The organism is Microbispora sp. NPDC049125 (assembly GCF_040802045.1).
In the GTDB taxonomy this organism is placed as follows: Bacteria; Actinomycetota; Actinomycetes; order Streptosporangiales; family Streptosporangiaceae; genus Microbispora.
On sequence record NZ_JBEZDW010000002.1, the window covers coordinates 63,437 to 70,378 of the forward strand.

Sequence of the window (6,942 nt, forward strand, 5' to 3'; positions counted from 1 at the left end):
GGCGCGCCGCCGCGGTGTCAACCAGTGCGAGCCCATGCCGCGCCCCATCGCATCGCTCGCCCGCCGACACGCGCCAACAAGGTCTATGGCGCCAACTGTCTGCCTTTTGCTCGCTCGGCGACGTACCGGACCTCGAACCCGCTCGGGATGCCCGTGGGCGCGAGCTTGGCGTGCCATGATCGGTTGCGATGAGCAGCGGTGAGGACTCTGGTCCCGTTCTGGATGAGGCACGCCGGCACCACCTGAATCACGTGAACGGCGTGCTTCGTCGCCCTGGCATGTACGGCACGGATGAGGTTGCGGAACTGCTTCTGCTGGAGGCGATGGCGGCCCTGGACGGGGCTCTGGAGCGGTGGCGGGCGGAGCGCGATCGGCTATGCGAACGCGACGCGTTCACCGCGACGGGGGTCATGGGCGCCTACAGGGACATCCTTCCCGCCGACGCCTTGCGCGATGCCACGGCCTCCGTCTACGCCGAGATCGCTCATCGTCTCGGCTGGCTGGAGCCGGATCGGACGCTGTCGGCGGCGGAGTTCCGGCAGTTGAGCGCCGGCATCGGCGGGTGGGTGACGCAGGACCGCACGCTGTCCGAGGTGATCGAGACGTTCGGACCTCCGTCGCTGTGGATCGGCGGAACCAACCAGTTCTGCTCCAAGACCCTCGCCTACGTCACCGCCGATCGCGACGACGACTTGGTATGCATTCACCTGTGGAACGCCTTCGCGGACACCGCACCCGAGGACGGTTTGCGGGGCGTCCACCCCGAGCCGGTGGTGCTCGCCGTACGTCACCGGCCAGGCCCTTTCCCCGGCGCCTTCTCGTTCACGCCCGAGGGCCTGCGCCGTAGGCCCGCCGCCGACGAGCTCCGGTCAGCCGTCTGGATCTTCCACGGTGACCGCGCCCGGCACGCCTCCGGCGTGTTCGACACGCTGGCCGCCGGACTCGCCTGGGCAGCCGAGCACCAGGTGACCGGGATCCTGTCCGAATACCCTCACGGCGGCGCCTACGACGTCGCAGTCAGCGAAGGCCGCTTCACACCCTCGAAAGCGCACCATGGCACCGCCGATCACGTCGCCGGCTTCAGCCCGGGGTTACGGCATATCCACCTGAGCGGCGGCCGTCCAGACCGGTAGACGTCCACTCAAGCCGCAGGTCGCGCTCGTGTCACGATCCGCTCGGCCGTTGCGGCGGCGTGTGCCCCGTATCGGCCGCTCGGCCTGACGCAGCCGATCCCACCACTCTCGGTATCCCGCGCCACCGGCAGCAGCCGCACCGCTTTCCCGCCATCGGCCACCGCCGACCGCGACAGGCCTGGTGGCTGGGCACCGCGTGGCGCCTTCTCTGCCGCATCCTTCGCCGGTCTCGGTCATTTGCCACGGTTTGATCAACTTTCCGGTGGCTCGGCAAGGTTGACGTTTCGACTGCAGCACCCTGATGAGATGGCCATGCGTCGTTACCGTTTCGGCAGGATCGCCGCCCTGGTCGCAGTCGGCTACCTCGCCGTAGTCGCCGCGCTGGGCGCCTTCGCGCTGACCGCCGCACAGGGTGACCTCCTCTGGAAGGTCGTCACCCACGACTCCGGCATGGACTGGTTTTCCGGCTCCGGCGAAGAAACCCTCACCGTCCCGTGGGGGCTTGCGGTCGTCCTGATCCTCATCGGAGCGCTTCAGGCGTGGGCCCTTTGGCAGGTGCTGCGCGGGCGCGCCAGGGGCGAGCTGACACCCCGGGGCAGGAAGGTCGGGCTGCTCCGGCTCGCCCTGTATGTCATCGTCGGCTACGGCCTGATCGGCGTCGCCGCCGTCCCGCTGGTCCAGACATGGAAGATCTACTGGGTCTGGTCAGTGATGGAAGTCGCCTCCGGTTGCGTGCAACTGGCCATCGTCTGGCTGTTCTTCCTGGTGCTCCGGGACACCGTCTCCCGCCGGCTACGGCTGTTCTCCCTCGTCGCCGGGACCTTCGCCGTCGCGAGCAGCCTCGGAGAGGAGATCGCCGGCCTCTTCGACCTGCATTCCGCCATGCAGATCTTGCCCCTGGCCGGAGGGTACGGCTACGTCTGGCTGGCGTGGTCGGTGTCGATCCTCATCGCCCAGGCCAAGGATCCCCGCTGGAGCGCGGCGACCGTCCGGACAGGTGTCATCGCGCAGGTGATCTCCGTTCTCCAGCCTCACGGGATGGTCAGGTTGGGCGACGGTGGGTTCCCCGACATCCTCACGGTCTACACGCTCCTCGGTGCCGTCAGCGTGTTCAGGCTGGTGTGGGATGCCAGGACCGCTCACGAGCTGGCGGCTCCCCTTCCCCAGCCGGACGCGGGACACGTGCCGGTCCGGGCGGCGGCCAGGTGGTGGCCGTTGGCCGCCGTGGCGGTCGCGCTGCCGCTGATCCCCGCCGCCGTCAACCTCGCGTACGGCAAGTACCTCTGGATCGGCCCCGGAGGCGTGATCGAGGAGCTCGTCCGCGTGTACGGGGGCGGCGGGAACGTCCTGGCCTGGTTCGCCCTGGACGTCTTCGTCGGCGTCGGCGGCCCCGCGCTGCTGATCCTTGCCGCTGTGCTGCGCCGGACCCGCCGTTCCCTGCGGTTCACGACGCTGACGCTGATCATCGCCGCGGCCGTGGGGTTCGCCGGCGCGCTTACGGCGACGCCCGTGCCGGAGGACTTCGGCGGTTTCTACGAAGGCACACAGATCTATCCGGAGAGCCTGTTCACTCAGGAGCACGGCATCTCACCGGCGTGGTACAGCGCGGCCTTGCTCGCCTCCGCCCTGCTCCTGTCGTTCCTGTACCCGACTCCGCCGGCCCGGCGCGCACGCCGCCGTACGCTCCTCCTGGCCCAGGTCGCCACACTGGTCGCGCTCGCGTTCGTGCCCGTGGCGGACCTGGCCACCGGCACGGTGACCACGGCCGGAGACTGCGCCCCACGCGAGGCCTGGACGGGCGAGCCCGAGGGGCCGACGCTCACCCGGGACCAGCGACTCGTGTGCTCCCTCCGGCAGGCAAACGTGATCAAACTCGCCGCCGCCACGCCTGACGACATGGTCCTCGCCCACGCCCGCTGGCTGTGCGGCGTCTACACCCGCAACGATCCCCAGGAGGTCGCCCGGCTTCGGGCGACGCAGGGACTGACGCGCGACGCCCTGACCTACCCGCTCGCGGAGATCTGCCCCGGCGCCGGCGCCGTGGTCAGGGCCGCGACCGCCAAAGCGGACCGGGAGGCGCAGGAGTGGGAGGCGGACGCGCAGCGCATGTGCGATTCGAGCCCGCCCCACCGCCCGCTCGTCGAACCGGTGAAGGCGATCCGCATGAAGGAACCCCAGTGGACGGACTACGGGGTCGTGGAGACGTACGAGCCGGCCGAGGACGGCGGGGACCCGTACGAGGACGGCCTGCTCGGCAAGGCTCAAGACGATGACCTGGTGGCCGCCCTCCCCGGCCACCTGATGATCCTGACGCACTCCGATTACAAACTCTGCGTCACCCTGGAGACCTACACCCGCCGCCCGCCGGTGGAGACCAAGGGCTGGGACCACGTCGCCGAGGTGGGGTACGAAAGCCCCACCGGTGAGATCGTGCTCAGGGACAATCTGAGCGGAACCGAATTTCCCGACCTGTCACTCAACGGCAGGGCGGGTCACTACCGGATCCGCGTGCACTACGACTGGTTCGAGTGGAAGGGATCGCAAGGGAATGGCCAACGTCTGCTGATCATGGCGTTCCCCGGGAAGGGCGACAAGCCGGTCACGTACCGCAAGACGGCTCAGCGGTGACAGCCGCCGGGGTGGCCGGCTTGACCTTGACACAGTGACAGGGCCTTCACTGTGGCCAAGGAGGTGATCCCGGTGACCATGCCGAAACAGGACACGAACACGATGCCGGCTCTCCAGGGGCTGGAGGACAGCCGCTCGTCGGTGCGGCTGCAGGCGGCGCTGGCGCTCGGCACGACCCCGGACCCGCGGGCCGTCGACACGCTGATCGAACGATGCGCGATCGAGCCCGATTTCTACGTGCGCGACATGCTTACGTGGGCACTCACCCGTCACCCGGCGTCCACGACGGTCCCGAAGCTCGTCGACGAGCTCAGCTCGGAGCGTGCGCAGGCACGAAGCCAGGCGTTGCACACGCTGTCCAAGATCGGTGATCGGCGGGCTTGGCCGGCGATCACGCAGGCGCTTCTGACCGACGCCGACGACGAGGTGGCGCGGAGCGCCTGGCGAGCGGCGGTCGTACTCGTGCCCGAAGGTGAACAACCCGCGCTGGCCGGAGTGCTGGCGACACAGCTCGGGCGCGGCGAGCGTGAGACGCATCTGAGCCTGAGCCGGGCGCTGATCGCGCTCGGTGAGGTGGTCATGCCGATCTTGAGCGCCGCGATGACGGATCCCGACCCTCGCGTGCGCCGGCACGCGATCGCCACGGAACGGCTGTCGCACGACCCCGATGCAGGATTCGAGTTCGCGATCGAGGAGGCTAAGCGGATCGTAGCGCTCGGTACGACCGGCCAGGAGGCGTGACAGGCAGTGTTGATCGGTGATGTGGCACGACGGTCCGGGGTCAGCGCCCGCATGCTCAGGCATTACGAGTCCCTCGGCCTGGTGCGGCCGACGGGCCGTACCGGGTCCGGCTACCGGGAGTACTCCAGCGAGGACATCCGGCGGATCTTCCATATCGAGAGCCTGCGGTCCTTGGGGCTGTCGCTGCGTGAGGTCGGGCGCGCGCTCGACGATCCCGGCTTCACGCCCTCGGAGCTCGTCGACGACCTCATCCGCCAGACGCGAGAACGCATCGCCGCCGAGACGGAGCTGCTCACGCGGCTCCGCCGGATCGATGCCGCGGACCCCGCTGACTGGGAGGACGTCCTCCAGGTCGTCGCCCTCCTCCAGGCCCTGGGGGCGGAGAGCGCAGGGAAGCGCCAGCGCGCGGCCCTGGCCTCAGCGGGACAGGTGCCGGTGGAGGCACTGGTCGAGGCGGCGCTGAGCGAGACCGACCCGAACGTCGCCGGAGCCCTTCGATGGGCTCTGGCGCAATCGGGCGAAGGCGGATTGGCGCTGCTGGCGGAGGGCCTCGGCTCCCCGGCGGCCGAGGTGCGCGAACGCGCCGTCCAGTCCATCGCCGAGATTCCGGACGGTGAGGCGACCGCACTGCTGCGGGACGCCCTCACGAACTCCGACATCGTGGTCCGCAGGTGTGCGGCTCTGGCACTCGGGGCACGTGGAGTGGCCGACGCCGTCCCGACACTCGTCGACATGGTCGTCGAGGGGACGAACGACGCCGACGCGGCCGACGCGCTGAGCGCGCTGGCGAGTGATCCCGCGTTGGCGGATCAGATCGCCACCAGGCTCGCCAGCTTCTTCGCCCACGGCGGCATCGACTCGTCCGTACGCCGGCGGCTGACACAGGCGCTCGCGGACATCCCGGGGATCACGGCGTCACGTGCCCTGACGGATCTGTCACATGACGAGGACCGTGCCGTCGCGCTTACCGCTGCATACGTTCTCAAACTGCGCAACGCTCGCTAGCCGCTGCATACCGTGAGGATCAGCTTTTATCGGTCACCGCCGGAACGGTCACGGCAGCCCCGAGCACCCCGCCTGTACCTTGTCTCACCGCCTCGCGGCACACGCGTACCACCTCGGAGGGACGCACGTAAGGCGCCGTCGTGCGACGGATCGCATGTCAGGCGGTGTGTACGCCTGTACGGGACGCCTGACGGACAGGCTGACAACACGCTCATGTTGTGGACAGCTTGAGTGATCCGAAACTGTGGTCTCCGACGCAAGAAATCCCCCCAGCGTCCGAAACCCCAGGAGAACCGATGAAGCTGCCTTCATGCGCTGCCGCCTTCGTGGCGGCAGGCGTGCTCGCTTCCTTAACCGGAGTGTCCGGGATGTCGGCGGCGTACGCAACCGATGCCCGGGCCCTGTCCGCTGCGCGACCGAGCGTGAACATGGAAGCCACCGTCAAGGCGGCCCAGATCGACCCGCGGCGGTCTGGCGACGAGCTGACCCCGGGCGCCAAGGCCAGCGTGCTCCTCGTCGAGCAGGCCCTGCGCGACCGGCACCTGCTGGACGCGAAGTGGGTGGACGGCTACTTCGGCACCACGACGGTCACCGCCTTCGCGAAGTATCAGAAGTCGCTCGGCTTCACCGGTCTCGCCGCCAACGGCCTGCCGGGCAAGGCGTCGCTCACCAAGCTCGGAGCCGGCCGCTTCGGGGTCACCCACGTCATCGGCCCGGGTGCACGGGTGTCCGCCGGCGGCTTCGTCGTCGACACCCGCACGCGGAGCATGCTGACCGAGGCGGAGCGGCTGCTCGGCCGCCCCCTCGTGCTGCTGCAGGGTTCGTACAACCCCGGCGGCGACCCCACGTCCGCGGGCACCCACGACGGCGGCGGCGTCGTCGACATCTCGGTCAAGGGGATGAGTTCCGCCACCCGAACCGCGGTCGCCCGCGCGTTGCGCCGCGTCGGCTTCGCCGCATGGGTGCGCAGCCCCGACCAGGCCGACTGGCCGTGGCACATCCACGCCGCCGCCATCAACGACACCGACCTCTCCAGCCAGGCCCAGCACCAGATCGGCGACTACTACCTCGGCCTGAACGGGCTCTCCGGCCGCGGCGCCGACGACGGCCCGAAGGTGACCATCCGCACCTGGGAGGAGTACCAGCGCCGCTGACCGCGCGAAACCCGGGCCGCACCGAACCGACCATCCGAGACCCAAGCAGCACGCACACCAAGGGGAACATCATGAGAACGCTCAACAAGATCCTCGCCACGACGGCCGCCGCGATGACGCTCGGCGGGACGGCGCTCGCCACCGCCTCACCCGCCTCGGCGGCGAGCCGCAACGGCGTCTGCGAAAGCGGCGAGTTCTGTTACTACTTCAACAGCAACAACCAGGGGTCGGTCTCGGACTTCGCCGGATCGGTCGCCGACTACGGCACCAAGCAGCCCTCC

6 protein-coding genes are annotated in these 6,942 nt (G+C 69.4%); all 6 read left to right on the forward strand.

Going from position 1 to position 6,942, the window contains the following annotated elements:
- The first annotated feature begins 260 nt into the window (after positions 1-260).
- Positions 261-1,133, forward strand: a complete 873-nt coding sequence (locus AB0B72_RS02700; protein WP_367736537.1) for a hypothetical protein — start codon at positions 261-263, stop codon at positions 1,131-1,133.
- Positions 1,134-1,445: 312 nt separating this feature from the next.
- The gene (locus AB0B72_RS02705; protein WP_367736539.1) at positions 1,446-3,761 is read left to right on the forward strand and encodes a hypothetical protein; all 2,316 of its coding nucleotides are present in this window, start codon (positions 1,446-1,448) and stop codon (positions 3,759-3,761) included.
- 78 nt (positions 3,762-3,839) lie between these two features.
- Positions 3,840-4,502 (forward strand): HEAT repeat domain-containing protein, encoded by a 663-nt coding sequence (locus AB0B72_RS02710; protein WP_367736833.1) that lies wholly within the window; start codon positions 3,840-3,842, stop codon positions 4,500-4,502.
- Between the two features lie 6 nt (positions 4,503-4,508).
- Positions 4,509-5,507 carry a HEAT repeat domain-containing protein gene (locus AB0B72_RS02715; RefSeq protein ID WP_367736540.1) on the forward strand — a complete coding sequence of 333 codons (999 nt, stop codon included), beginning with the start codon at positions 4,509-4,511 and terminating at the stop codon, positions 5,505-5,507.
- A gap of 428 nt (positions 5,508-5,935) precedes the next feature.
- Positions 5,936-6,661, forward strand: coding sequence for a peptidoglycan-binding protein (locus tag AB0B72_RS02720; RefSeq protein WP_367736541.1), 726 nt, complete (start codon positions 5,936-5,938; stop codon positions 6,659-6,661).
- A 71-nt stretch (positions 6,662-6,732) separates the two neighbouring features.
- Positions 6,733-6,942, forward strand: a 210-nt coding sequence (locus tag AB0B72_RS02725) for a peptidase inhibitor family I36 protein (RefSeq protein ID WP_367736542.1), incomplete at its 3' end; no start/stop codon positions are given.